This window comes from Shewanella indica, assembly GCF_033842865.1.
GTDB lineage: Bacteria > Pseudomonadota > Gammaproteobacteria > Enterobacterales > Shewanellaceae > Shewanella > Shewanella indica.
In genome coordinates, this window is sequence record NZ_JAWXXR010000001.1 from 3001539 (window position 1) to 3027330 (window position 25792).

Annotated in this window: 25 protein-coding genes; 17 read left to right on the plus strand and 8 right to left on the minus strand. The window is 52.8% G+C overall.

Translation table 11 applies throughout. The features are described 5' to 3' along the window. Positions 1–537: 537 nt before the first annotated feature. From aceB to SIL79_RS13445, 3 genes are all read left to right on the plus strand, one after another. On the plus strand, positions 538–2148 hold the full coding sequence (aceB, locus tag SIL79_RS13435; protein WP_162207124.1) for a malate synthase A: 1611 nt from the start codon (positions 538–540) through the stop codon (positions 2146–2148). Between the two features lie 72 nt (positions 2149–2220). Further along, the gene (gene aceA / locus SIL79_RS13440; RefSeq protein WP_039035087.1) at positions 2221–3543 is read left to right on the plus strand and encodes an isocitrate lyase; all 1323 of its coding nucleotides are present in this window, start codon (positions 2221–2223) and stop codon (positions 3541–3543) included. 293 nt (positions 3544–3836) lie between these two features. After that, a complete protein-coding gene (locus tag SIL79_RS13445; protein ID WP_319619972.1) occupies positions 3837–5225 on the plus strand; it encodes an HDOD domain-containing protein in 1389 nt (462 codons plus the stop codon). Here SIL79_RS13445 and SIL79_RS13450 read toward each other — a convergent pair. From SIL79_RS13450 to SIL79_RS13465, 4 genes are all read right to left on the minus strand, one after another. Then, positions 5205–5747 carry a nuclear transport factor 2 family protein gene (locus SIL79_RS13450; protein WP_052248192.1) on the minus strand — a complete coding sequence of 181 codons (543 nt, stop codon included), beginning with the start codon at positions 5745–5747 and terminating at the stop codon, positions 5205–5207. The genes SIL79_RS13445 and SIL79_RS13450 overlap by 21 nt on opposite strands. 110 nt (positions 5748–5857) lie before the next feature. Further along, the gene (locus SIL79_RS13455) at positions 5858–6682 is read right to left on the minus strand and encodes a M90 family metallopeptidase (protein ID WP_039035085.1); all 825 of its coding nucleotides are present in this window, start codon (positions 6680–6682) and stop codon (positions 5858–5860) included. Positions 6683–6860: 178 nt separating this feature from the next. Beyond that, positions 6861–7265, minus strand: coding sequence for a hypothetical protein (locus SIL79_RS13460; protein WP_039035084.1), 405 nt, complete (start codon positions 7263–7265; stop codon positions 6861–6863). Next, positions 7225–7968, minus strand: coding sequence for an AAA family ATPase (locus SIL79_RS13465; RefSeq protein WP_039035083.1), 744 nt, complete (start codon positions 7966–7968; stop codon positions 7225–7227). Before SIL79_RS13465 ends, SIL79_RS13460 begins: the two co-directional genes overlap by 41 nt. A 668-nt stretch (positions 7969–8636) precedes the next feature. Between SIL79_RS13465 and SIL79_RS13470 the strand changes: the two genes are divergently transcribed. From SIL79_RS13470 to SIL79_RS13490, 5 genes are all read left to right on the plus strand, one after another. Next, positions 8637–9101 (plus strand): GNAT family N-acetyltransferase, encoded by a 465-nt coding sequence (locus SIL79_RS13470; protein ID WP_039035082.1) that lies wholly within the window; start codon positions 8637–8639, stop codon positions 9099–9101. A 226-nt stretch (positions 9102–9327) separates the two neighbouring features. Continuing rightward, positions 9328–9543 (plus strand): DUF3820 family protein, encoded by a 216-nt coding sequence (locus SIL79_RS13475; protein ID WP_101095791.1) that lies wholly within the window; start codon positions 9328–9330, stop codon positions 9541–9543. Positions 9544–9636: 93 nt separating this feature from the next. Beyond that, positions 9637–9936, plus strand: a complete 300-nt coding sequence (locus SIL79_RS13480; RefSeq protein WP_039035081.1) for a hypothetical protein — start codon at positions 9637–9639, stop codon at positions 9934–9936. 108 nt (positions 9937–10044) lie between these two features. Continuing rightward, a complete protein-coding gene (locus SIL79_RS13485; protein WP_233962487.1) occupies positions 10045–10596 on the plus strand; it encodes a GNAT family N-acetyltransferase in 552 nt (183 codons plus the stop codon). Next, the gene (locus tag SIL79_RS13490; RefSeq protein WP_101095789.1) at positions 10593–11102 is read left to right on the plus strand and encodes a GNAT family N-acetyltransferase; all 510 of its coding nucleotides are present in this window, start codon (positions 10593–10595) and stop codon (positions 11100–11102) included. Before SIL79_RS13485 ends, SIL79_RS13490 begins: the two co-directional genes overlap by 4 nt. Before the next feature lie 74 nt (positions 11103–11176). Here SIL79_RS13490 and SIL79_RS13495 read toward each other — a convergent pair whose 3' ends face one another. Further along, positions 11177–11869 carry a pirin family protein gene (locus SIL79_RS13495; RefSeq protein ID WP_165564853.1) on the minus strand — a complete coding sequence of 231 codons (693 nt, stop codon included), beginning with the start codon at positions 11867–11869 and terminating at the stop codon, positions 11177–11179. Positions 11870–11993: 124 nt separating this feature from the next. Continuing rightward, positions 11994–12437 carry a DoxX family protein gene (locus SIL79_RS13500; protein ID WP_101095787.1) on the minus strand — a complete coding sequence of 148 codons (444 nt, stop codon included), beginning with the start codon at positions 12435–12437 and terminating at the stop codon, positions 11994–11996. 138 nt (positions 12438–12575) lie between these two features. Here SIL79_RS13500 and SIL79_RS13505 point away from each other — a divergent pair, with 138 nt between their 5' ends. Continuing rightward, a complete protein-coding gene (locus SIL79_RS13505) occupies positions 12576–13469 on the plus strand; it encodes a LysR family transcriptional regulator (RefSeq protein ID WP_319619360.1) in 894 nt (297 codons plus the stop codon). Positions 13470–13644: 175 nt separating this feature from the next. Here SIL79_RS13505 and SIL79_RS13510 read toward each other — a convergent pair whose 3' ends face one another. Continuing rightward, the gene (locus SIL79_RS13510; protein WP_319619361.1) at positions 13645–15390 is read right to left on the minus strand and encodes a bifunctional metallophosphatase/5'-nucleotidase; all 1746 of its coding nucleotides are present in this window, start codon (positions 15388–15390) and stop codon (positions 13645–13647) included. A 170-nt stretch (positions 15391–15560) separates the two neighbouring features. Beyond that, positions 15561–16637 carry a CNNM domain-containing protein gene (locus SIL79_RS13515; RefSeq protein WP_071477413.1) on the minus strand — a complete coding sequence of 359 codons (1077 nt, stop codon included), beginning with the start codon at positions 16635–16637 and terminating at the stop codon, positions 15561–15563. A 202-nt stretch (positions 16638–16839) separates the two neighbouring features. On the opposite strand from SIL79_RS13515, the gene SIL79_RS13520 reads away from it, so the two are divergent. From SIL79_RS13520 to der, 8 genes are all read left to right on the plus strand, one after another. Beyond that, positions 16840–17961, plus strand: coding sequence for a bifunctional tRNA (adenosine(37)-C2)-methyltransferase TrmG/ribosomal RNA large subunit methyltransferase RlmN (locus tag SIL79_RS13520; RefSeq protein WP_039035076.1), 1122 nt, complete (start codon positions 16840–16842; stop codon positions 17959–17961). 32 nt (positions 17962–17993) lie between these two features. Beyond that, positions 17994–18779, plus strand: coding sequence for a type IV pilus biogenesis/stability protein PilW (pilW, locus tag SIL79_RS13525; RefSeq protein WP_039035075.1), 786 nt, complete (start codon positions 17994–17996; stop codon positions 18777–18779). After that, positions 18779–19696, plus strand: a complete 918-nt coding sequence (locus SIL79_RS13530) for a RodZ domain-containing protein (protein ID WP_319619362.1) — start codon at positions 18779–18781, stop codon at positions 19694–19696. The genes pilW and SIL79_RS13530 overlap by 1 nt, the downstream gene beginning before the upstream one ends. A 63-nt stretch (positions 19697–19759) precedes the next feature. Further along, complete coding sequence (gene ispG, locus SIL79_RS13535; protein WP_071477412.1) at positions 19760–20872, plus strand: flavodoxin-dependent (E)-4-hydroxy-3-methylbut-2-enyl-diphosphate synthase; 1113 nt, start codon at positions 19760–19762, stop codon at positions 20870–20872. A gap of 118 nt (positions 20873–20990) precedes the next feature. Next, positions 20991–22268 (plus strand): histidine--tRNA ligase, encoded by a 1278-nt coding sequence (hisS, locus tag SIL79_RS13540; protein WP_039035072.1) that lies wholly within the window; start codon positions 20991–20993, stop codon positions 22266–22268. A gap of 18 nt (positions 22269–22286) precedes the next feature. Beyond that, positions 22287–22907: a YfgM family protein gene (locus SIL79_RS13545; RefSeq protein WP_039035071.1), complete on the plus strand. Its 621-nt coding sequence runs from the start codon at positions 22287–22289 to the stop codon at positions 22905–22907. Positions 22908–22916: 9 nt separating this feature from the next. After that, entirely contained in the window at positions 22917–24104 is a 1188-nt protein-coding gene (gene bamB, locus SIL79_RS13550) for an outer membrane protein assembly factor BamB (protein ID WP_071477411.1), read from the plus strand. A 79-nt stretch (positions 24105–24183) separates the two neighbouring features. Next, complete coding sequence (gene der, locus SIL79_RS13555; protein WP_039035069.1) at positions 24184–25650, plus strand: ribosome biogenesis GTPase Der; 1467 nt, start codon at positions 24184–24186, stop codon at positions 25648–25650. Positions 25651–25792: the final 142 nt, after the last annotated feature.

Sequence of the window (25792 nt, forward strand, 5' to 3'; positions counted from 1 at the left end):
CTGCCTGTGTTGATCACTATACGCAAGTCGTGAAAAACGGATCTTGATCACATTTAATTTTAACCTTTACGTAAAGGTAAGATTAAAACGATCGTTTGATTTTGGTTGTGGTTGCGTTTTTGTTAGCTATTTGTTTTTGTTGGTTATTTAAAGTTGACCCTGACGAGAGTTCGAAACGGATATTAACGGATTAGACCTAAGTTTTAATGATATTTTGTGGAAACTATAAATTTCATTTGGTTATTTAATTACGTAACAAATTACTTTGTTGCCAATGTGGTAAAGTTGTCTGACATTTTTCTGTAATCTGCAGGTTAAGTCTTTTTGTTGTTTTAATTTTTTCTTGTAAAACAATATCTTGGTGTTCCATTTTTTGCTTGGTCATACCAATTTTAAGTCAAGTTGAAGCCTAGGTTTTGCCGGTTTTTTCGACGTTTTGACTGTTGCAAACACAAATGTTTATCGATAGGTTTTAGTACGAAACGAACATTTGCAGGGTTTGGCAGGCTTTATTCTGCCTCCCAGGGAGACAGCAAGATGATAGCAGAGACAGTCGCACAGCAAGGGCTCAGTATAAAGGGGGCCGAAATACCACAACAGCAAAGCCTTTTTACTGAAGGTGCGCTCAACTTCCTCGAGGCTCTGTGTCGGGAGTTTGCTCCGGAAGTGACCAGTTTGCTGGAAAAGCGTGAGCAACGTCAGCTGCGGATAGACGGTGGTGAGTTACCGGACTTTTTACCGCAAACCCGAGCCATTCGAGATGGTGATTGGCAAATTCGCGGTATACCGGCGGATCTTAAAGATAGACGGGTCGAGATCACCGGGCCTGTGGATCGCAAGATGATCATCAATGCGCTCAACGCCAATGTAAAAGTCTTTATGGCCGACTTCGAAGATTCGCTGGCACCCAGCTGGCAGAAAGTGGTCGAGGGCCAAATCAACCTGCGTGACGCCGTCCGCGGTGAAATTGATTTTACCGCGCCGGAAACCGGCAAACATTATCAATTGCAGGCCAACCCTGCGGTATTGATTGCCCGGGTGCGGGGGCTGCACCTGCCGGAAGCGCATGTCGAATTCAACGGTAAGCCCATTCCCGGCTGCTTATTCGATTTTGCTTTGTACTTCTACCATAACTATCGCCAACTGCTAGCCAAGGGCAGTGGACCTTACTTCTATATTCCCAAGCTGGAAAGCCATCTTGAGGCACGCTGGTGGGCCAAAGTGTTTGCCTTCGCCGAAGAGCGCTTCTGCCTGCAGAGTGGCACCATCAAGTGCACCTGCCTGATTGAAACCCTGCCGGCCGTGTTCGAGATGGAGGAGATCCTCTATGAACTGCGCTCCAACATAGTGGCGCTCAACTGTGGCCGGTGGGATTACATTTTCAGCTATATCAAAACCTTGAAGAAGCATCCGGATCGTATTTTGCCGGACCGCCAGCAAGTGACCATGGATAAACCGTTCCTCAGCGCTTATTCACGTCTGCTGATCAAGACCTGTCACAAGCGTGGCGCGCTGGCGATGGGCGGCATGGCGGCCTTTATTCCCGCCAAGGATCCGCAAACCAATGCCCAGGTACTGGAGCGGGTTCGCAAGGACAAAGAGCTTGAGGCCCGAAACGGCCATGACGGCACCTGGGTGGCGCACCCTGGCCTGGCTGATACGGCCATGGGAATTTTCAACGAATATATAGGTGAAGAGCACGCCAACCAGCTGCATATCACCCGCGACGTGGACGCACCCATCCTGGCGGCCGAGCTGCTCAAACCCTGTGATGGTGAGCGCACCGAAGAGGGGATGCGGCTTAATATCCGTATTGCATTGCAGTACATAGAAGCCTGGATTGGCGGTAATGGTTGTGTGCCCATCTATGGCTTGATGGAAGATGCAGCCACAGCAGAAATCAGCCGCGCCTCTATCTGGCAATGGATCCAGCACGGACAAAAGCTTTCCAACGGCAAGCCGGTGACCAAGGCACTGTTCAGCGCCATGTTGAAAGAAGAGTTGGCCAATGTGCGTGAAGAGCTCGGCAGCGAGCGTTTTGATAACGGTCAATTCAAGCGGGCGGCAAGTTTATTGGAAGAGATCACCACCGCCGATGAGCTGGTGACCTTCCTGACCTTGCCGGGCTACGAGCTGCTTACCCAGTAACCCAATAACCATTTACGGCAGTTGCCCGCGGGGGCTGGGGGCTGCCAAATTACCCTACGAAGGAGAGTTAAAATGACCAAGGCAACACAGAATTCACGTCAGGCGCAGATAGAAGCTTTGAAAAAGGATTGGGCTGAAAATCCACGTTGGCAGGGCGTTCGCCGTCCATTTACCGCCGAAGAGGTTGTGGCATTGCGCGGTTCAGTGGTTCCTGAAAACACCATCGCCAAGCGCGGCGCAGCCAAGTTGTGGGAGCTGGTTAACGGTGGCGCCAAGAAGGGCTATGTCAACTCTCTCGGCGCTTTGACCGGCGGTCAGGCGGTGCAGCAGGCCAAGGCCGGTATCGAGGCCATCTACCTTTCAGGCTGGCAGGTGGCGGCCGATGCCAACCTGGCGGGCACCATGTATCCGGATCAGTCACTCTATCCGGCCAACTCCGTGCCTGCCGTAGTGGGGCGAATAAATAACTCCTTCCGCCGCGCCGATCAGATCCAGTGGAGCCAAGGCAAAAACCCGGAAGATGAGGGTTATGTCGATTACTTCCTGCCGATTGTGGCCGATGCGGAAGCCGGATTCGGTGGCGTGCTGAACGCCTATGAGTTGATGAAGTCCATGATAGACGCCGGCGCTGCCGGGGTGCACTTCGAAGATCAGCTGGCCTCAGTGAAAAAATGTGGTCACATGGGCGGCAAGGTTTTGGTGCCGACTCAGGAAGCGGTACAGAAGCTGGTGGCGGCCCGTCTGGCAGCCGATGTATCCGGAGTGGATACTCTGGTGATTGCCCGTACCGATGCCAACGCCGCTGATCTGCTGACCTCAGATTGCGACCCCTATGATCGCGACTTCATCACCGGAGAGCGTACCCAGGAAGGTTTCTACCGGGTGAAGGCAGGTTTGGATCAAGCCATTTCCCGCGGGCTTGCCTACGCACCTTATGCCGACCTTATCTGGTGTGAAACCGCCAAGCCGGATCTGGAAGAGGCGCGCCGCTTTGCTGAAGCCATCCATGCCCAGTATCCGGATCAGCTGTTGGCCTATAACTGTTCACCTTCGTTCAACTGGAAGAAGAACCTGGATGACGCCACCATTGCCAAGTTCCAGCAGGAGCTTGCCAACATGGGCTACAAGTACCAGTTCATCACTTTGGCCGGTATTCACAACATGTGGTACAACATGTTCGATCTCGCCTACGACTATGCCCGTGGCGAAGGCATGAAGCACTATGTTGAGAAGGTTCAGGAAGCCGAATTCGCTGCCGCGCAGAAGGGATACACTTTTGTGGCGCACCAGCAGGAAGTGGGTACAGGTTACTTTGATCAGGTGACCAATGTTATCCAGGGCGGCCAGTCCTCTGTCACGGCTCTGAGCGGTTCGACCGAAGAAGAGCAGTTTTAATCCCCTGTGTTGGCGTCCTCGGGCGCCACTTCCCCGGAAATGAACCTACGCCATTTTCGGGGGTAATTTGTGACTTCCCAGTCATTTGAGCCTTGTTGCTTGTGTTTTGGCGACTCATTGAGTCGCCTTTTTTTGTTGTAATTGTGTTATTTCTTTGAAGTTTGTGCTTTATTCATAACAAGAGTTCCATTCTCAAGCCCACCACTGGGCCAATACCTGAAAGAGTTGAGTCGTATTTGAAATCAGCCAACAAGGGGGTGGATTACTGGACCCGCAGGATCAGTGATCAGGAAATGCCCGCACTTTGCTCAACAATAAGGACATTGGAAAAACTCGCCAAGGACGATGTGTCCTCCATGGCGATTCTGGGGCGCAGCATAATGCACGACAATGCGCTCACTTCCCGTATTTTGCGGGTGGCCAACAGCGCCATCTATAACAAGGGGATAAGCCCTGTTACTACGGTCAGCCGCGCTGCTGTGGTGCTGGGGTTCGACACCATCCGCAATATCTGCATTACCGCCAAACTCCTCTCCAGTTTGCTGGAAAGCAAAAATCTGACACCCTCGGTTTACCAAAGGTTGCTGAAGTTGATGGCTCAGGCGTTTCAGGCCGCCATGTTGGCCAAGATGATGCTTGACGGTTACGATGAGGAGTTGCAGGAAGAGGTGTTTATCGCCGCGCTGCTCTATCACCTGGGTGAGAGTGCCTTTTGGAGCACGGGAGCCGAACTGGCCGAGGAACTGGATTCAGCCCTCAGCGCCGAGAGTGATGCCGTAAGTAGGCTCAATCTGGTGCGCGAAGCGCTCGGGACTTCATTCAATCAGCTCAGCCAGGGGTTGGCCCGCAGTTGGGGCCTGGGTGAACTCTTGTGCAAGTCGCTCAGTAATCCCGATGAACGCACGCCGGAAATTCGCAGTATTTTTCTGGCCAATAAACTCAGCGAAGCGCTGGCCGGCGCCTCACTCAAACCCGAGGAGCTGGAGCGGCGCCTTAAACAAGCCGCCGATATGCTAAAGCTGGATACAGATGAGTTTCGGGGTCGGGTCCTTCGCTGTTCCAACGCTACCGCCAAGTTGGCCGAAGCCTATGGTGCCAAAGTACTTATCGAGTATCTGCCGGACACAGATCTGCTGCTGCCTCAGGAGAGGTTGGCTGAGGTTGTGGTGCGCGAGGAAAATCTTGCGTTTCAGCTGAAAAAACTTAGAGAGCTGACCGGCTTTGCTGTTGAGAAGACTGATTTCAATAAGGTAGTGACCACGGCATTGGAGGGAATACTCGAGGGCATTGGTCTCGACCGCTGCGCCGTGCTCTTGCTGTCACCGAGCAGGCGCATGTTGCAACCGAGAATCGCGCTTGGGGACGGCGCCGAGGAGATGAAAAACGACTTTATTCTCGAGCTGGAAGGTCGCGGCACCTTGCTGAAGGATTGCATCGAAAATCAGCGTCTGATCTGGCAGGGCGAGGGAGCCGATAAAGCTGTACTGGGTGAACAGCTGGCGAGAAAAGTCCCCGCCAGTGGTTTTTTGCTGGCACCATTACAGGTGGATAATAAGGTGATAGGCGTCTATTACGCTGACAGAGCCAGTTCAGGCCGGGATATTCATCCTGAAGATTTTGACAGCTTTAGTCACTTCGTGCAGCTGGCCAATATCTGTTTTTCAGTTGCCTTCAGGCACTGATTTCTGCTTTTTTCGATACAGCTTTATCTGATCAGTAATTCTGGGCGCCAGGGCGTTGGGAATGGGAAAACTCAGGCTGTACTGCAGTATTTGCCAGCCTTGTTCGGTTTTAACAAGCGTGCCTGTGCCCCGTCCAAGTCCATAGGACTGGCTGTCCAGCAGTTCATCGAACACTATCACCTCGCCGTGCTGCACCAGGCGGCGTGAGGAGCTTTGGTAAGTCCAGCCCTGGGTGGCACGGGCATACTGCTCAAATTCAACCATATTCCAGTATTCACTGGCATCTGTGCCGATAAATCCCGCGTCCGGGCTGAAAAGGCTAAAGTAACTGTCCCAGTCAGCATTGGCAGCACTTTGGTGCAGTTTATCCAATACCAAAGCGGCCTGAGTTTGGCTGTCATCGAGCTGGCCGCTTTGCTCTTGGCCGGTTTGATTGCCGGCTTGTGGGTTATTTGCCAAGGCTGAATGGCCGTAAATCGCTAGCAGCGCTGTGGTCAGCAACAAAGGTTTAAGGTGCAACATAATGTTCCCTATTATAATTTTTTATTATCGAACCCAGCTTAACCCAATTGGGCACAAGATGTGAGCCAAAGGAGGGGGGAAGTGTGCAATTGTACTGTTGCAAGGATGACCTAGTGCCAATTCAAGGGATCGAGACGATAGAAGCGGCTCAGTTCCTGGTAGAGTTGCGGATAATCGGCTTTCATCTGCTGCGGTTGCTCGAAGAATACCTCGCTTATGACAGCAAAGAACTCGGCCGGATTGGTGGCGCCGTAGTAACTGAATAGGCTGGGCTCACCACGGGCGGCCTGAGCCTGCAGTTTGGCAAACTCCTGCCCCAAAACCTGCGACCACACAGGGTAGGCGTTGAACTCACCGAGTCTGGGAGCGCCATTGGCATCGCCTGCTTCCTGATCCAGTTGATGGGCAAACTCATGGATCACGACATTCCTGCCGTCTGCCGGATCGGCAGCGTCATCCAGGGTATTTTGCCAGGAAAGGACGACTTTCCCCTGACCCCAGGATTCTCCCGCCAATAACCTTTGACTGTGCCATTCCAAGCCATTGGCATCCCGCTGCTGCTGGCGAACAATAAAGGCCGATGGGTACACCAGAATTTGTCTCAGGTTAGGGTAATAGTCGGTTTGACGATTGAGCAACAAGAGACAGGCCTGTGCGGCTATGGTTACGCGGATTTCATCATCTATCTCCAACCCGTCGCAACCGACAAACTGCTTTTCCGCCAGAAATACCTGAATGTGTTTCTTGAGCTGCAGTTGCAAGTCACTGGGCAGGGAACGGAAATAGGGCATACGTTTTTTCAGGATAGTGCGCCATTCCTTGGGGAAAGGCTTGGCGCGTATCTTGTCTCTGCGTCTGCGATCCCGCCAGGATTGGCTGAGGATCCAACCTATGGCGCTGGCGCCGGCGGCGAGGGTTATCAGAATGGCCAGCATGATCCGGCTCCATGGCTAAAGCGTCTAATCAGATCTGTGGGGGCTCAGTGGGAATAACTCAAGCTCGGCGCATGAAAAATAAGCAAAAAAAAGCTGACAGCAAAGAGGTTGAAACCTGTTATCGGCTGTCAGCAAAGGGTGGGAGTGTCAAACAGTCCACGCAGTTCAAGGGAAAGAGTTAGTCCGGCATAAACTTCTGTTCCAGCTCGCGGCGCTCTTGTGGCGCCAGGCTGTGATGATGCTTGATAAGCAAACGTATCAGGCGTGACTTGGCAATATCACAGTCGCTGGCCATTTCGGCCAGGTGGCTGATGGCCGCTTCACTCAGGGTAAAAGTCGCCTTGCGAAAAGGTTCGTGGCGACGTTTGGGTATCAGCTTTTGCTGGGTGGCTTCCTGATTGGTGGAAGCTGTATTGGAACACAGTTGCTCAACCGGCATAGTTACCGCCGCTTGTTGTGTTTGTCCCATGGCGTAATAGATGGCGCCGTCGATAAACTCATCCAGGGATTGCATGGCCATCATATGTCTGCGGGCATCAACCTCAGATGGCGTAACGTTTTTCTTCAGATCGGCCAGTCCCATACTGAGTCCTCATGCTGTTGAGTTGGTTGGTCATCAGGCGGCTGCGGATCTCAGTGGCATTCTGTGCCTGCAGCATTTCGCAGGCGATGGCACGGATCTCGGTGGCGGCCTTGCCCTTGGGCTCGAATTCAATTACCGAGCGGCCGGACTCTTCGCTGTCATCATAGATGTTGCGGCTGTAGGTAATGGCGTCCAGCACATTGATATCGTAGGTTTTACAGACTTCCTTGGCCTCGAGAATACGGCTGGCCTGGTTGGGCAGGTTAGGGCACTGGGTGATAACAAAAGAGGCGCGCATCTTGGGGTTTATCATCATGCAGGTGGCGACTATATCATCCATATGGCTGACGGTTTTAAGATCGCGGCGCTTGGGTCTAAGGGGCATAAGTACATGGGAGGCTACTGACATGGTGGCACGTAGCGCCAAGTTGTCCTGGCCGCCGCAATCGACTATCACGTAGTCGTAGTGTTGCTCCAGGCTCAGTAGATCGTTGCGGATTTTGCCATAGAGTTGCACACAGTTAATCCCGGCGAGTTTGCTGTCGTTGTTGCGGGCCTGGATCCAATCAGAGGTGGTTCGCTGAGGGTCGCAATCCACCATGATCACCGATGCGCCACACTCTACCGTGAGAAAAACGGCAATGTTTTGTGCCAGGCAGCTTTTGCCGCTGCCCCCCTTTTCACCGCCAACGAGTATGATCATTGTCTTGCCCTCTGAAAGTTTGTTCTTAAGTTATTTGTTCTTTCCCTGATGGCTTACAACTTTCCTTGGTTCGGAAATGTTCCCTACTTAATGTTTACCGTGTCGTTGCTTGTTTGCGCTCCCAAAGGCTTTCGCTGACGGAGATGGACAGTGAACGGTAAAACAAATGTAAAAGTTAAATTGTTTTTGGTCAACTTGATGATTTTTATTGGTTTTTACTGTTTTTTTTGGCGTCATGTTTTTGGCGTTACCCTCTTGGGTTGTCGTAATAATGGCGGTGTTATCCATGAGTAAGGTGGCCGGAGAAATTATCAATAAAATTATGTCGTTAAAAAAATGTTGCCGCGTCATTTATTTGTTAAAACTGAACTGTGCCCGGATCCGAACCGCCAGAGTCTCTTTTATGACACCGCCAATACTGTATATAGGAATTAAAAGTATTTTTTTAGATTTAAAAAATATAAATAAATGTGATCTTTGTCGATTGGGCTGTTAATCAAACGCTTGGGTGTCTATGGGCCGAGAAGGGAGTGGTCTTTTATTACTCTATGCCGCTTGGTGAGCGTAGCAACTGTCATTTCCTTGCCACAGAACTCTGCCATGTTGGGATGCTAGCCAGACTTTTCTCTGGACGTTCCGACCATCTGCATTTATGCAAGGAGGCATTTATGGGCCACGTACTTAACCAGACCAGTCGCTTTGAAGTTGAGGAGTGTTGTCTGGCAATCCATGAACTCTTGTTGCTTAGAGATAGGGCTGGACTGCCTGTGCATGGACTGGATGACAGTTATTTGCCTGCCAAACCATTGTTGTCCTTATGTATCAGGGAAAATCAGCAAGGTGGGCAACTGGTGGCGCTGGCTTTGGTGCGAAGCGGCTCTGCAGCTGGATCTTGTCGGGAGCCGGGACACTATCTGCTACAGGATTTTCTGGTGTTGCCCGAATTTCGCCATCTTGGACTCGGCAGCTTTTTGTTGGAGACTGTCATTGAGCGATTATCGCTTCTGGGCTCGCCTAAATGGCAACTGATGCTGGAGGTGCTTCCGGGAGATGAAGTCTTGGCGCAGCGCCTGGGGTTCAAGCCTGGCGGCCATAGTGTGCCGGGAAATCTTTGGCTGAAAAGCGTAGGTTGAATCGAAAGCTTGCCTTTCTTTGTTGAAGGCCAGGCTAACGCTGCGGTTTACCCAGGTAGGCTAGTTGAGTTATCAATTCGACAGTTATTCATGTCGTGGGTCACTTATACGTCGCTGAATTGACCTCAGACAAAAGTTGGCGCTGAGCCGCGCGGCTTGGCAGGCTTTCCACTCAAGTTTACTTTTCCGGAGTATACTGGCAACTTTAGCCTGAAACGGAGAGAAGATGCAGCCGGAACAGCAGTTATTGGAAGCGATCAATCAGACCATGCCCTTTGGCAAGTACGCCGGACGCAAGTTATTGGAGCTTCCCGAGCCTTATCTGGTGTGGTTTCACTCCAAGGGGTTCCCCGAGGGCAAGCTTGGGCAGCAATTGGCGCTTATCTATGAGGTGAAGCTCAATGGTCTTGAGTCTATGCTGCGGCCATTGCTACGTACGTGAAGCTATCAAAAGTGTGAACCCTATTAGCGATTTATGAAATAACACATGTTTTAATGGCGCAGTATTTCCAACGACAACAGGAAGCAACAGACAATGGCAAAATTGGCAAAGATCTTGGCGACCGCGGCTTTGGCTCTGGGTATATCTTCAGCCTGGGCACAAGGTGCGGTACATGAAGGCACAGTGGTCGACACCATGAATAGTGGCGGTTATACCTATGTGCAGATTAAAGAAGCCGATAAAACCTTTTGGGCGGCTGGTCCTCAGGTAGCTGTGGCCAAGGGTGATAAGGTGCAGGTGACCGAGCAGATGTGGATGAACAACTTCACCAGCAAGACCCTCAACCGTACTTTTGACAAGCTGATGTTTGTTGGTGAAATCGATAAGAAGTGATTTCATCCACTCTCTGTTAAAGTCGCGACTCTGTTCGCGGCTTTTTTTATTTGTGCTTAAGGGCTTTGCCTGAGCACAAATGTCGGGCAAAATGCCTGCAATTCAACTGTGTTGGTACCAATTCTCATGTTGCGGGTAGAGGTTTACTCTCATTCTCGTCACAGGCACTTGGGGGAGCAGATAGCCAATCTGTACCACAGTGCCGTTACTGCCATAGATGATGCCCGCTATAATGCGGCTCAGCGTCTGGCTTGGTCGGCGGCGCCGCGCTCGGGGCGATACTGGCAGCTAAGGCTCAAACGGGCTCAGGCCTGGGTGATGCTCAAGGGCAGTGAGCAAAGTCCTCTATGTGTGGGCTTTGTGTTGCTGGAGACCACCTTCCGTGAGCGAGGTTACATCGCTTGCCTTTATGTGGCGCCCGATAGCCAGCGTCAGGGGGTTGCCTCATCCTTGCTTGAAGCCACCAAGAAGTGGGCACTCACCCAAGGCTATCATCACCTGACAACAGATGCTTCGGCGCTGTCCAAACCTGTGTTTGAGCGTGCAGGGTTTCGTTTGCGTCACAAAAGCTATCAGGAAAAATCCGGCCAAATGTTCGGCAGCTATTTTATGAAGCTGATACTGGCGCCTTTGGTGCACGAAAGAGTTAAGTCTTCATGAACTCACCAACTGCCACTCAAATCGAGCATGGCTTTATTGTTCGCCAAGGTCGCCCTGAGGACTGCGCGGCCATCGCCGAGCTGTTTCATCTGGTGGTAAACGCCAGCACTGAGCATTACAGTCAGGCGCAATGCCAGGCCTGGTCGCCGGCAAAGCGCAGCGAAGATGAGTGGCGAAATCGTTTGCAGGGGACGGCGCTCTGGGTTGCCGAAGATGGTCGCAATTTGCTTGGATTTATTAACTTAAAGCCTTTGAATGCGCCGGGTGAAGCCGAGATAGACTGCCTTTTTTCTCACCCCAATGCCCAGCGCCGGGGGATTGCCGCCGAGCTCTACCGGCAGCTATTGAGATACGCCGTCGATTCCGGGGTGCAGTGTTTGAGGGTTGAAGCTTCTTTCTATGCCAAAGCGTTTTTCGGCAAGCAGGGCTTTACAACCTTGAAGCGCAATCAGCATCAACGTCACGGGGAAGTGTTGACCAATTTCAGTATGCTGCTGCAGTTATAACCTAAGCTGCCCTGGAAAATCACCCAAATGAAGTTCCAGGGGCGGCCTTGGACAAACGCCAAAAACGCTGCTGGTTACGGCAAATCAAACACCAGGGCGACAGTACGCTTGTTGCCGGCCTTGATGACAAACTCCTCAAGTTCGTTGATGTGAATGCCATCGCCACTTTGCAGGGGTTCACCTGCCAGTTGCAGCTCTCCTTCCACCACTTGAGCATAGAAGTTGCGCCCCTTTGCCAGCTTGAAGCTCGTCTGCTCGGCAGCGGTTAGCTCCAGGCGGTAGACGCTGGCGTCCTGTTTGATGGACAGGGTGCCATCGCGGCCATCGGGAGTGACGACCGGGGTCAGGGCCGAACTCTGGGCAAAGGCTTTTTGCTGATAACCCGGGGTGCCACCCTGGCTACTCGGTTGGATCCAGATCTGCAGGAAATGCAGAGGTTCAGTTGCCGAGGCATTGTATTCACTGTGATAGATCCCCGTGCCGGCAGACATAAGTTGGAACTCACCGGCCGGCAGGGTTTTCACATGACCAAAGCTGTCTTTATGGGCTATGGTGCCGGAAATCACATAGCTGATGATCTCCATATCCTTGTGGCCGTGGGTATCAAAACCGGCGCTTGGTGCGACTCTGTCATCATTGATGACCCTCAGGGCCGAGACCCCCATAAACCTTGGATCGTAATAGTTGCCGAATGAAAAACTGTGTTGGCTCCTGAGCCAGCCGAAGTCGGCCCGGCCGCGCTCATCGGCATGACGTACATAAATCATAATTCAGTTCTCCTGCTGGGAAGGTGCAGACAAGTCTTTTATGTGCTCTTCACAGACTTACAGGTCAAGATGCAAGGCCTGTAAGCAGTGAATGGCTTAAAGCAAGATGTGTGCTTTACAAGAATTAATGTGTCTTGCTGGCAATCATGTTGTCGACGGACAGTTTACCGGCGCCGGAAATCGCCAGGGATACAGTGGCGGCCAGCAATGCCAGACCAAACTCGTAACCGTTGTTGGACATAAACAAACCGTTGTCCAGGTGCACTGTGACTATCGCCATCAGCATGGTGAAGGCCAACACCGCGGAAGTGGGGCGAATCAGCAAACCTATGATAAGCAGCAGACCGCCGAAAAACTCACTGGAACCGGCCATCAGCGCCATCAAATATCCGGGAGTCAGGCCGATAGAGGTCATCCATTGTCCTGTGCCTTCCAGGCCGTAACCGCCGAACCAGCCAAAGAGCTTCTGGGCGCCGTGAGCCATAAAAGTGATACCTATAGGCAGGCGCAGCGCCAGAGGCGCGAAACCGGCATCGGTACGGAGCAGTTTTATCATCAGGTGTTTCATAATGGTGTCCTCAATGAATTTGAATAGGGTAGATAGGCTTTCCTGTCCAGTTACTGTGCAGTTTATTCTTGACCTTTACGGCTGAAAATCGGAACATTTTGACATTGAACTTCAAAAAAATTGAACGTAGGTTTTGTCATGCACTCTGTCATTAGCCTGGATGCGCTTAAAGTATTGGATGCTATAGATAGAAAAGGCAGTTTCTCGGCAGCGGCCGAGGCGCTTTTCAAGGTGCCATCTGCCTTGACCTATCAGGTTCAAAAGCTGGAGAGTGAACTGGGAAGCAGATTATTTGAACGTAAGGGCACTCGGGCTCAACTTACCGAAGTGGGACGTTTGGTGTTGACCCAGGGGCGGGAGATCCTGGCGGCCACCGCCCGGCTTGAGGATGCCGTGAGGCAATTGGAAACCGGTTGGGAGGCGCAACTGACCCTGGCGCTGGATACGGTTTTGCCGCAGGCACCGCTGCTTTCACTAATTAAAGAATTCACTGAGCTGGGTAAACAGCTCACCGTCAGCGTGACCCATGAGGCCCTTGGCGGCGGCTGGGATGCGCTTTATTCCAACCGCGCCGATATCGCCATAGGCGTCACGGGCGAATTGCCAAGAGGTCAGTATGAACTGCAAAAGCTTGGTGAGCTGGAGTTTGTGTTTGTTGTGGCGCCTGAGCATCCCTTGGCGCAATTTGACACTGGGATAGCCTCTGAAGCCTTGTTGCAATTTCCATCTATCATAGTGGCAGATACCTCGCGCTCCTTGAGTCAGCGCTCCAGTGGGGTGTTTGACAGTCGTCAGCTTATCCGGGTGTCGTCGATGGAAGCCAAGATCACCGCACAGAAGATGGGAATAGGGGTGGGTTTTCTGCCTGTGCATTTGATCCGGGATGCGTTGGCCAAAGGTGAGTTGGTGCAGCGTGAAGTGGCCTTGCCCAGGCCTTCGCTGCCCATCTATATGGCCTGGCGAAAAGGGGAGATGGGAAAGGCGCTTGGCTGGTTTGCCGAGCGCCTGCAAGGCAGTGACTTTGGTTTATGAAGCTGTAGGTTTATGGAACCATAGGTTTATGGAACCATAGGTTTATGAAGGCGGTAGGTTTATAAAGCAGTTTATAAAATGGCTTACAACCAGGGTTTAGGAGCAGAGCTTATGGCCTTGAATGGTTGCTTTGCCCGCACAGGGGCGAGGGATAACCGCGCTCAATGTGGCAGGCTTATTCGCCGGCTGCTTCGGCTCTGTGGCTGGTATAGTGCACATGGGGCAATAGCAACTCATCCAGTTTGGGAGCCTTTTTCAGGAAGTTGATGAAGGCGCCCGGCAATGTCAGTGATGGCATGGACTCCTGCCAGCGGGCTTGCAGCAGAGGCTCATAGCCTTCTTTCCCGGCCGTGGTGTAGCAGGTGGACACCCCGACATAATGCTGCTCTGGTGCCAGCGCCTGCCACAGGCCATTTGCCCGCAACAGCTCCAGCCGGAATAGTCTTTCTCCCTGCTGTCTGCGGCCATCATAGAAATATCTCAGCCCATAGGTATAGGGAAAACTGCCGGCGCCGGTACCACGCACACCGTTGTTGGTGGCGGCGTTGATGGCCGACTCCAGTGCCTGGTAGAGGTGTTCCCCGGCGATTTCATATTTAACCAGCGGCAATTCAAACGGCAACAGGCGCCCGAGCACATCGGCTTTGGTCAGTTGTCCTTGGGGCACGGATTGACGCACGCCGCCGGCGTTATGCAGCGCAAAGTCTACTCTTTGGTCTTTGGCTCTGGACTCCAGAAACATACTGCGGCTGACCCAGGGGGCTATTTCACTGCCGTGGGGCAGGGTGCGGCTTGGCAGACGGGTATGCACCAGAGGTTTGGATACCAGGGCAAGCACCTGATTTTCCATGCAGCTTATCGCCGGGCGGAACTCGTTGGCTATCACTTGCTCCATGGCTTCATCGTTATCATCCCAGTGAATACCTGGGTGTTGCTCCAAGAGCGCCTTGGCGGCTTGATAGTCGGCTTCGGTGGCCGCCTGGGGGCCGCTCAGCAGAAACTGACGGTCCAGCATAAAGATGTTACTGCCTTCGAGTCGGGTCACCCGGCCCGCGTCATCGAACTGAATGTCGGCGAGCCCCAGGGTTTCGGCATGTTTACCGGCATGGAGGATAGGCACGCCGTTGACGCTTTCACCATAGGGCAGGCATGGCAGGCCAAAACCGCGGAAATCACCCATCAGGGTATGGGTGTGGCCGCCGACGATCAGGCTGATCCCAGGGATAGTTTCGGCCAGTAATCTGTCTTGATCCAACCCTAAGTGACTGAGCACTATGATATGCACTATGCCTTTGGCTCTGAGGGCTTCAACAGTCTTCCTGGTAGTGACAAATGCATCGGTAAATTCGGTATCGGGATCCGGCCTGGCGATGGCTTTCATTTGATCCAGAGTAATACCAACTATCGCCAGCTGCTTGTCGTGGAAAGGTTTTATCAGGCAGCGGCCGATGCCTGAGGTAGTATCCAGATCATAGAGGTTGTCCAGCCCTCGAAGACGCCCGGGCTTATCCTCAGCTTCGCCGCTGAGATCCATATTGGCCGCTAGCACAGGGAAGCCGACCTCTTTGATAAAACCGGCCAGCAGAGCGTTGCCATCGTCAATATCATGGTTGCCTATGACCATGGCATCGGGTGCCAACATCTTCAGCAGTTTGGCGTTGGCCCGGCCTTTGAACTGGCTGTAATACAAGGTGCCCTGGAAACAATCGCCGCCGTGGAGCAGGATAAAAGGCTGGTTTTGTGCTTGGGCAGCGTCTCTTGCGGCCTTGACCTGAGCCGAGATCCGAGCATAGCCACCACTGTGGCTGTGAAGATCAAACTCGCGTCCCTGAGAGTCAATCTTGAACTGAACCCGGCTGGGATCCAAGTGTGAGTGGGTATCGTTTAGATGGGCAAGTCTTAAAACATAATCTGTGTGCATATCATCCTCATTCTGCGAGCGGGGATTGTACACCTCCAGAGGCAGATGAAAAAGGGGAAGCCTGAGCTCCCCCAAAATGATGACTGTATTGATGGGTGGGTCGTTAGCCTGTCACACTATCTCCCACTAGGATGACACTTGTGTTAAAGCGCTGAATTAATAATCTGCAATCAGAGCCCTTGGGATTCGCTGACCGGCTCTCTGTCATCCGAGAGGCGGATCCCTTTGTCTTTCATGCGACGTTTCCAAAGTCGCCTTGCCAGTTGCTGCATGTCGGTGGCCGGGTCATTGATATCGACAATCTCCAGCCCCAGCAAGGATTCGATTATGTCTTCCAGTGTCACCAGCCCCTGACCGCTGCCGTACTCGTCAACCACCATGGCTATCTGAGCGTTGCGTTTGATCATCAGTTCAAACAGCGGCAGGATGCGGGCGGTTTCCGGCACTATCACCAAATTGCGCTTGAGGTTCCCTAGGGGCGCATCTGGGTTATCCCGTTCACTCAGCAGCACATCGGTACGGTTCACATAACCTATAATGTCGTCGTGATCCTTGTCGAAAATAGGCACCCGGGTGAAAGGCTTGTTGATATGCTGGCTGACAAATTCATGTTGAGTCAGGGCGGCCGGCAGAGTGAACATCACGGTTCTTGGGGTCATGATGGCAGTAACCGGCATCTCCTTGACGCTCAGCATCTGAGTCAGAATTTTGCTTTCCTGCTCATCCAGCTCACCGGATTCATGGCCTATCTTGGCCATGGCGCTCATTTCCTGACGGATATACTGGCCAGAGTCACCTTTGCCGAGCAAACGGGTAACCTTATTGGACATCCAGATAAGCGGCAGAGTGATGCGTTCCATCCACACCAGGGCAACAGACACACTGGGGGCCATGGCTCGCCAGTAGTTGGCACCTATGGTTTTGGGGATGATTTCGGAAAAGAATAGAATGAGGAAGGTCAGTACCCCGGAGAATACCCCCAACATCTCATCGCCAAACACTTTGGCGGCCTGGGCACCGGCCACGGCCGCACCTACGGTATGGGCTATGGTGTTGAGTGTCAAAATGGCGACCAGAGGAGATTCGACATTGTCTTTCTGTTTTTGAAGACGTTCGGCAGCGTCCGGGTTGGACTGGCGCTGCGACGCGATATAGCTGGGCGTCACCGAAAGCAGCACGGCTTCAAACACACTACAGAGAAAAGAGACGCCGATGGCGACCAATACAATAACGATAAGCGTTAGCATAAGGGGGGAATTATCACTCCGATGCAAAGGCCAACATTAGCCCAGCGCTATTCTATCATAGAGCTTGTGAGCTGAAGCTTAATTTTATGCTCGGTAGAGAGAAAGTAGGGTATAAGGGGAACCGCTGAATTACTGGCTATAGTTGCGGCCTATCTGTATAATTCGCCGCCCTGCTGCAGGTTTTGGTGTTGAGGAAAGTCAAATGAGTGAAAAAAAGATCAATCTTTTGGATCTTGATCGTAAGGCAATGCGTGAGCTTTTCGTCGAGTTGGGCGATAAGCCGTTTCGTGCCGAACAGCTGATGAAGTGGTTGTATCACTTCGGGATCAGTGACTTTGACCAGATGACCAATATCAACAAACACCTGCGGGCCAAGTTGAAAGAGCGCTGTGAAGTGGTAGCGCCGGAGATCTCCAGCTATCAGAAGTCGGCCGATGGCACCATCAAGTTTGCCATTAATGTCGGCGAAGGTCAGGAAGTGGAAACTGTCTATATTCCGGAAGATGATAGGGCGACTCTGTGTATCTCATCCCAGGTGGGATGTGCGCTGGAATGTACTTTCTGCTCCACTGCGCAGCAGGGCTTTAACCGTAACCTGACAGTGTCTGAAATTGTCGGCCAGATCTGGCGGGTATCCCACTTCCTCGGTTTTCAGAAGGAAACCGGTGAGCGCCCGGTCACCAATGTGGTGATGATGGGCATGGGTGAGCCCTTGCTGAATCTGGCCAATGTGATTCCGGCGATGGATATCATGCTGGATGACTTTGGTTTTGCCCTGTCCAAACGGCGGGTAACGGTTTCGACATCCGGCGTTGTACCTGCGCTGGATAAGTTGGGCGATGCCCTCGATGTGGCGCTGGCGGTCAGTATCCATGCCCCTAATGACGAGCTGCGTAACGAGTTGGTGCCTATCAACAAGAAGTATCCGCTTAACGAATTTTTGGCTGCTATTCGTCGTTATATCGCCAAGTCCAACGCTAACCGTGGCCGGGTCACACTGGAATATGTGATGCTGGATCATATCAACGACAGCACAGAGCAGGCCCATGAGTTGGCCAAACTGATGAAGGATACTCCTTGCAAGGTCAACCTTATTCCGTTTAATCCTTATCCGGGATCTCCTTACGGGCGTTCTTCCAACTCCCGTATCGACAGGTTTGCCAAAGTGCTGATGGAATACGGTCTGACTGTAATAGTGCGTAAGACCCGCGGCGATGATATCGATGCCGCCTGTGGCCAGTTGGCCGGTGATATACGTGACAGAACCAAGCGTCTGGCGAAAAAACGCATGCAAGCCAATCAAATTTCGGTCACAATGGATTAACTCTTTGTTTGTCCAGATTTATAGGTTTGCCAATGAAGCACGGATTGCCAGGTTTAACGCTCGCGTTACTGCTAGGGGCCATGTTGCCCGGATGTGTAACCGAGCGAACTTATGCCGGCACGGACATTCCGGTCTCGCAACGCCAGTTTGATAAAATTGCCGCCGCCAAGGAACGGACGCAGCTAGGCCTGACCTATCTGCAAAAAGGTAACTCCCAACAAGCCAAATATAATCTAGACAGAGCCATGGAATACGCCCCTCACCTTGAGGATGTGCATATTGCCATGGCTTATTATTATCAAACCGTGGGTGAAGTGGTGAAGGCTGAGCAAGCTTATGAAGCCGCCATAGATACCCGCAATGCCAGCGGCGACTCGATGAACAACTTTGGGGTATTTCTCTGCCAGCAGCAGAAATATGCCAAGGCAGAGAAGATGTTCCTGATGGCAATCGACAACCCCAGATATACCCGCACCGCCTCCAGCTATGAAAACCTGGGTATTTGCAGTCGGGATGCCGGGGAAAGAGAAAAAGCGCGACACTATTTTGAGATGGCGCTAAAGTATGAGCCCAGAAGACAGGTCTCATTACTGGAACTGACAGAATTGGAGCTTGACGCCCATAACTACGCCGCGGCCAGAATGCAATTGGAACGCCTCCACCGAGTAGTTCCTGAAACCGCGGAAAGCTTGGCGTTGGGCATTCGCATTGAGCAAGGGTTAAATGATGACGCGGCCGCCAAGCGATATGGAATATTGCTGCAGGCCAAATTTCCGGCGTCTCCCCAGGCTAAACAATACCGGGCAAGTATGCACTGATGACAGAGTTGAATAACCAAGTCAACAAGGATGAAGACGAGAACCCAAAGGTTCCCGGGCAAGAGGATACGCTCGGGTCATTACTGAAAAGCGCACGCGAACAAAAAGGTATCACTGTAGAAGATGCGGCTACCAGGCTGCACTTGCGCCCCTGCATAGTGACCGATATTGAAGCAGACTGTTTCAGCAATATTGATTCCTCCACCTATGTTCGTGGCTACGTGAAGAACTATGCCCGCATATTGGGCGTGGATAAAGAAGCTATCAACAATTGCCTGGCACGGCAGGTCCCCAAGGTGACTGAGCCGGCGATGCAGAGCTTTTCGCGCAAGACCAGCCGTCAGGCTACCGACAGCCGTTTGATGCTGGTGACTTACCTTATCGGTTTTCTGCTGCTGGCCCTGCTGGTGGTGTGGTGGCTGCAAAAACCTTCTGTGGTTTCCGATGTCGATTTCTCCCAACCTACGGCAGAAGAGGTGCAGCAGGCCAGAGAGTTTGAATCGCGTCAGGCTCAAATAGCAGAAACCGAACTTCCGCCTGAAACTTCAACCGAAACACCTACCGCTGAAGTAGATAAGAGTCTTGTTGAGGATAACAATACTGATGAAGTCAACTCTGGTGTTGTTAACTCAGATGTCGATATGACCGAGCAACCGGTGGCAACAGAGGCAACGCAGGCTTCTGTCGGTATCGAGCTTGATGGCGACTGCTGGATTAAACTTACAGATGCCAACGGCAAAACTTTGATAGATGGCTTGAGATCGCCAGGACAAACCATCAGGGTACAAGGCAAGGCGCCTTTTAAACTGGTCTTGGGCGCACCGCAGACAGTGAGTCTGACGTTTAACGGCCAGGCTGTGAGCCTTGCCGATTTCCCCAGCGGCCGGGTAGCCAGACTGACCCTGCCACAGGCATAATAGCACCAAGCAGGATAATTGAAGTGGCGCACTCATGGCGCCGAGTCAACAGAGCAGAATACGATGTACAGTGAAAATCCCATAAAACGCCGTCCTTCCACCCGCATCTATGTCGGCAATGTTCCCATAGGTGATGGCGCTCCGATTGCCGTGCAATCCATGACCAATACCCGCACCACAGATATAGAAGCCACAGTAGCGCAAATCCGGGCGCTGGAAACTGTGGGCGCTGATATCGTACGGGTGTCTGTGCCTACCATGGATGCCGCCGAGGCGTTCAAGCTTATCAAGCAGCAGGTCAAGGTGCCGCTGGTGGCCGATATCCATTTCGACTACCGCATAGCGCTTAAAGTGGCGGAATACGGTGCCGACTGTCTGCGTATTAACCCAGGCAACATAGGCAATGAAGAACGTATCCGTGCCGTGGTTGAGTCTGCCCGTGACAAAAATATCCCAATCCGCATCGGGGTAAACGGCGGCAGTCTTGAAAAAGACTTGATGGACAAATACAAAGAGCCAACCCCGGAAGCCTTGCTGGAATCGGCAATGCGCCATGTGGATATTCTCGACAGGCTCAACTTCGACCAGTTCAAGGTCTCGGTGAAGGCATCGGACGTGTTCCTGGCCGTGGAGTCCTACCGTTTACTGGCGAAACAGATTAAACAGCCATTGCACCTTGGGATCACCGAAGCCGGTGGTGCCCGTGCCGGTGCCGTAAAATCGGCTGTGGGCCTGGGTATGCTGCTTGCAGAAGGCATAGGCGACACTTTGAGAGTGTCCCTGGCAGCCGATCCAGTAGAGGAGATCAAAGTTGGTTTCGATATCCTCAAGTCGCTGCGCATTCGCTCCCGCGGAATTAACTTTATTGCCTGTCCATCCTGTTCAAGACAAGAGTTTGACGTGATAGGCACGGTCAACGCCCTGGAGCAACGCCTGGAAGATGTGACCACTGCCATGGATGTCTCCATCATAGGCTGTGTGGTCAATGGGCCGGGGGAAGCCCTGGTGTCTCATATTGGCCTTACCGGCGGTAACCGCAAGAGCGGTTATTATGACGAAGGCGAGCGTCAGAAAGAGCGCTTCGACAATGACAATCTGGTCGATGCCCTTGAAGCCAAAATTCGCGCTAAGGCGCAAATGATGGAAAACCGTATTTCAGTCAAAGAAGCCGAATAATCCCTGATGACGTGAATGTGAACTGGCCAGCGCTGGCCAGTTTTACGTTTGCCGGTGAAGCGCCTATAATGGCTGGCATTTTTGAATTTTTAGCCCCAGAGCAAAACGAGTCGAGATAGTGGCAAAACAGATCCAAGCGATTCGCGGAATGAATGACATTCTGCCAACCCAAAGCCCCGTATGGCAAAAAGTTGAGGCGGTACTGCGCGCCTCGGTTGCCTCTTTCGGTTACAGTGAAATCCGCACACCTATCGTTGAGAACACAGACCTGTTCAAGCGTTCGATAGGGGAAGTGACAGATATTGTCGAGAAGGAGATGTACACCTTCGCCGATCGCAACGGTGACAGTCTCACCCTGCGTCCGGAAGGCACCGCCTCGACAGTTCGTGCCGGTAACGAACATGGCCTCCTGTACAACCAGGAACAGCGTCTGTGGTATATGGGCCCCATGTTCCGCCACGAGCGGCCACAGAAAGGGCGCTATCGTCAGTTCCATCAGTTCGGGGTTGAAGTTTATGGCATCAAGAGCGCCGATATCGACGCCGAAGTGCTGATGTTGTCTGCCTCTTTGTGGCAGAAGCTTGGATTGACCGACCATGTTTCGCTTGAGCTGAACACTCTGGGTGACAGCGACGAGCGCGCCGCCTATCGTGAAGCGCTGGTGGCCTTCCTCGAGCAACATAAAGACAAGCTGGACGAAGACAGTCAGCGGCGCATGTACAGCAACCCACTGCGGGTACTGGACTCAAAAGATCAGCAGGTTCAGGCCTTGCTGGCCGATGCCCCGGCGCTGATGGATTACCTGGGTGAAGACTCCAAGGCACATTTTGCCCGCTTGTGTGAACTCCTGGAGGCCGTTGGTATCCAATACAGGGTTAACCCACGCTTGGTACGCGGATTGGATTACTACAACCGCACCGTATTTGAGTGGGTCACCGATAGTTTAGGCGCTCAGGGCACTGTGCTGGCCGGTGGTCGTTACGACGGTCTGGTGAGCCAGCTTGGCGGTAAAGAAACGCCGGCAGTGGGCTTTGCCATGGGGCTGGAACGGATTGTTCTGCTGCTGGAAACCCTGGAGCTGAACGCCGATGTTGCTGCCGAAGTGGATGTCTACGTGACCGCCATGGGCGATGACTGCGTAATTGAGGCGATGAAAATTGCCCAGGAACTGCGTGAGAAGCTGCCCAAGCTTAAGGTGATGAGTCACTGCGGGGGTGGCAACTTCAAGAAACAGATGAAAAGAGCCGATAAGAGCGGCGCGGGTTTTGCGCTGATTATCGGTGAGACCGAACTGGCCAATAACAAGGTGGCGGTGAAACCGCTGCGGGGTGATGGCGCTCAGCAGGATGTTGAACGCCAGGCCCTGGCCGACTATTTGGCAGAACTGATTAAATAATTTAGAGGGGAAGTGCGGGTGGAAATCTACAGCACAGAAGAACAACAAGTTGAGGCGATCAAGCAGTTCTGGAGAGACTATGGTGTTTCGATAGTCGCTGGTGCCGTAATAGGTCTGGGTGGCCTTTATGGCTGGAACTATTATTCCGATGTCAAAGTCGAACGTGCCGAAGCTGCCTCTCAGGCTTTTAACCAGGCCTTGATGCAAGGCGGTGATGAAGCCACAGTGATGGCTGCCGCTGCCGAATTTGACAAGCAGCACGCCCAGGCCGGTTACTCGGCGCTGATGCAACTGATTGTTGCCAAGAGCGCGGTAGAGGCCGGTGACCTGGCAAAAGCTGAAGCTGCCCTCAAAACCGTGATTGCCGCTAAGCCGGGTGATGCCCTGACAGCGGTTGCCACACTGCGTCTGGCACGAATTCAGGCTGAACAGGGCCAGGTTGCTACCGCTTTGACCACGCTTGAGCAGGTTAAAGATAGTGCCTTTGCTACCCAAAGAGATGAATTCAAAGGCGATCTGCTGTTGCGTCAAGGGGAAACCGACAAGGCGAGACTCGCTTACCAGGAAGCCGTTAAAAATGGCGGCGTGACAACCAGTCCGGCGCTGCAGATGAAACTCGATAACCTGAATCAGGCATAAGGAAGGCCAATGAAGTCGTGGTGTAAAACTCTTTTGGCCTGTGGCATGGCCATAGGCGCACTGACGGGTTGTGCTTCCAGCGATGTGGAAGAAGAACCTGTAAGCCCGCTGCTGGAGCTCAACGCCAGCGTATTCCCAGAGGTCAGTTGGAGTGCTTCGGTCGGCAGTGGTGTTGGCGATTATTACTCCCGCCTGCGTCCGGCAGTGCGCTACGGCAAAATTTTTGTTGCCGACCGCTATGGTGAAGTAACCGCCTTTGACGAGAGCAGCGGCGAGAAGGTCTGGAGCACAGACTTCAGTGAAGCATTCCGTGATGGTGCCCTGAAAAAGAACAAGGGCGCTCGTCTGGCATCCGGCGTGACCGCGGCCCGTAACAAGGTGTTTGTCGGTGGAGAAAGTGGCCTTTTGGCGGCGCTTGACGCTGAAACCGGTGAAGTGCTTTGGCACGCCGTAGCAGAAGGCGAACTATTGTCCTTGCCCGCAGTTGCCGAAGACATGGTGGTGGTTAACAGCAGCTCAGGCTCGCTGGATGCCTTTAATGTCGACACAGGTGAAAAGCTTTGGAGCTATGAAGCTTCCTTGCCAAACTTGACTCTGCGCGGTAGCAGTTCTCCTGCGTATGCTCAGGGTGGTTTCTTTGTTGGTACGGCCGATGGCAAGGTCGCAGTTATTATCAAAAACAATGGCCAGCCAGCTTGGGAGCAACCGATTTACACCCCTAAAGGCGGCAACGAGTTCAGCCGTATGGCCGATGTCGATATGACGCCGCTGTTGTTGGGTGACAACCTGTACGCCGTGAGCTACAACGGTAACCTGGTGAGCATGGAAATGCGCAGTGGCCGTATTGTCTGGTCGCGCAAGTACTCCAGTTTCCACGAGCTGGACAGTGCGGGCTTGAGTCTGTATTTGGTGGACGATCACAGCCGTGTATACTCAGTGGACAGACGTAACGGTCTGGAGCTTTGGAGTAACTCGGATCTGACCAACCGGGATCTGACTGCTCCGGCCGTGTTCCAGGACTATGTAGTGGTAGGTGACTTTGAAGGTTATCTGCACTTTATCGATCGCAGCAACGGCCAAATTGTCGGTCGGGTGCAGGTCGATAGCTCGGGCCTGTTCAGTCAACCTCTGGTGGTTGACGACAAAATTTATCTGCAGACCCGGGATGGCAAAATTGCCACAGTAACTCTGCCCTGATCCCAGGCTTTGATACTGCCAAGCCCCTGGGAGTGCGTTCCGGGGGCTTTTTATTGAGAAGTTTTAAAGAGGCAAAAAGATGATTCCTGTAGTGGCCCTGGTAGGGCGACCCAATGTCGGTAAGTCGACCCTGTTCAATCGTCTGACCCGCACCCGTGATGCACTGGTGGCGGATTACCCAGGCTTGACGCGGGATCGTAAATACGGTCGTGCCTATCTGTCAGGTTACGAATTCATCCTGGTGGATACCGGCGGTATTGACGGCACCGAAGAAGGCATAGAAACCAAGATGGCCGAGCAATCGCTGGCGGCTATCGAAGAAGCGGATGTAGTGCTGTTTCTGACGGATGCCCGCGCCGGTTTGACCGCGGCCGATCAGGCCATAGCCCAACATCTTCGCAGTCGGCAAAAGACCACCTTTGTGGTGGCCAACAAGATTGACGGTATCGATGCCGATTCCGCCTGCGCCGAATTCTGGGCCCTGGGCCTGGGTGAGGTGTATCAGATGGCGGCGGCTCATGGCCGTGGTGTTACCAATATGATTGAGTATGCGCTGGCTCCTTTTGCCGAGGCGATGGGGATTAACCCGGATGCGCCCGAGGAAGAGAAGGTCGACGAGCGTCAATACACAGAAGAGGAAGCCGAAGCTGAACAGGCCAGACTGCAGGACTTGCCTATCAAGCTGGCGATTATCGGCAAGCCCAACGTGGGCAAGTCGACCCTGACCAACCGCATCCTCGGTGAAGAGCGGGTAGTGGTTTATGATGAGCCGGGCACCACCCGTGACTCCATTTATATTCCAATGCAGCGTGAAGGCCGTGAGTACGTCATTATAGACACAGCCGGGGTGCGTCGCCGCGCCAAGGTGCATGAAGTCGTTGAAAAGTTCTCGGTGATTAAAACCCTGAAAGCGGTTGAAGACGCCAACGTGGTGCTCTTGGTTATCGATGCCCGTGAAGGTATCGCCGAGCAGGATCTTGGTTTGCTGGGTTTTGCCCTCAACGCCGGTCGGGCGCTGGTGATTGCGGTCAACAAGTGGGACGGCATAGACAATGACGTCAAGGAAAGGGTCAAGAGTGAGCTGGACCGTCGTCTGGGCTTTATCGACTTTGCCCGCATTCACTTTATCTCGGCGCTGCATGGCACAGGTGTGGGTCATCTGTATGAGTCCATCGAAGAAGCTTATGACAGCGCGACCAGACGGGTGTCCACTTCGCTGCTGACCAAGATAATGCAGATGGCGCAGGACGATCATCAGCCGCCTCTGGTCAATGGTCGCCGGGTTAAGCTCAAGTATGCCCACGCCGGTGGTTACAACCCACCTATCGTGGTGGTACACGGCAACCAGGTATCCAAGCTGCCGGACTCCTATAAGCGTTATATGATGAACTACTACCGCCGCTCGCTGAAAGTTGTGGGTACGCCCATCCAGCTGCGCTTCCAGGAAGGGGCCAACCCCTTTGAAGGCAAGGGGGAGAAACTGACCCTGAGCCAGGAAAGACGCCGCAAGCGGATGATGGCGCACATTAAAAACAAGAAATCCTGATAGGGTTTTCGCAAAACAAAGCCGGGTTAGTCCCGGCTTTGTTGTTTTTGATGACCAATATTACACATGAATTCAGTGAGCTGTGTTTAATGAAGGGCCTGTGAACTGGAATAACATCTGCGAACGATTCACAGGTATTTTC